A 278-nucleotide genomic window follows, 5' to 3' on the forward strand; every position below is an offset into this window, starting at 1 on the left:
GTTCAGTATATCGAGGTGTGATATATTGAACAACACTCGATGCTTCCCTGCATGGACCTGCGGGAAGTGTTCGCCACAAATCTACGGCGCATAAGGAATGCGAAGGGCCTCTCGCAGGATGACCTCGCCTATGAGGCGGGTATTAGCCGGAGTTATTTGAGCCAGCTTGAGAAGGGCGTGTTCTACGCCAGCTTAAAGATTATCGAGAAGCTTGCTGCGACGCTCGAGGTTGAACCGGCTGAATTTCTGAATACACACAAGGCAAGCCGGAAAGCTCG

The 278-nt window shown here is 51.8% G+C and carries 1 protein-coding gene; it reads left to right on the top strand.

Going from position 1 to position 278, the window contains the following annotated elements:
• Positions 1-51: 51 nt before the first annotated feature.
• On the top strand, positions 52-278 hold a 227-nt coding region (locus tag Q5762_RS38050), incomplete at its 3' end, for a helix-turn-helix domain-containing protein (RefSeq protein ID WP_035653659.1).

This window comes from Streptomyces sp. P9(2023), assembly GCF_032436795.1.
In the GTDB taxonomy this organism is placed as follows: Bacteria; Actinomycetota; Actinomycetes; order Streptomycetales; family Streptomycetaceae; genus Streptomyces.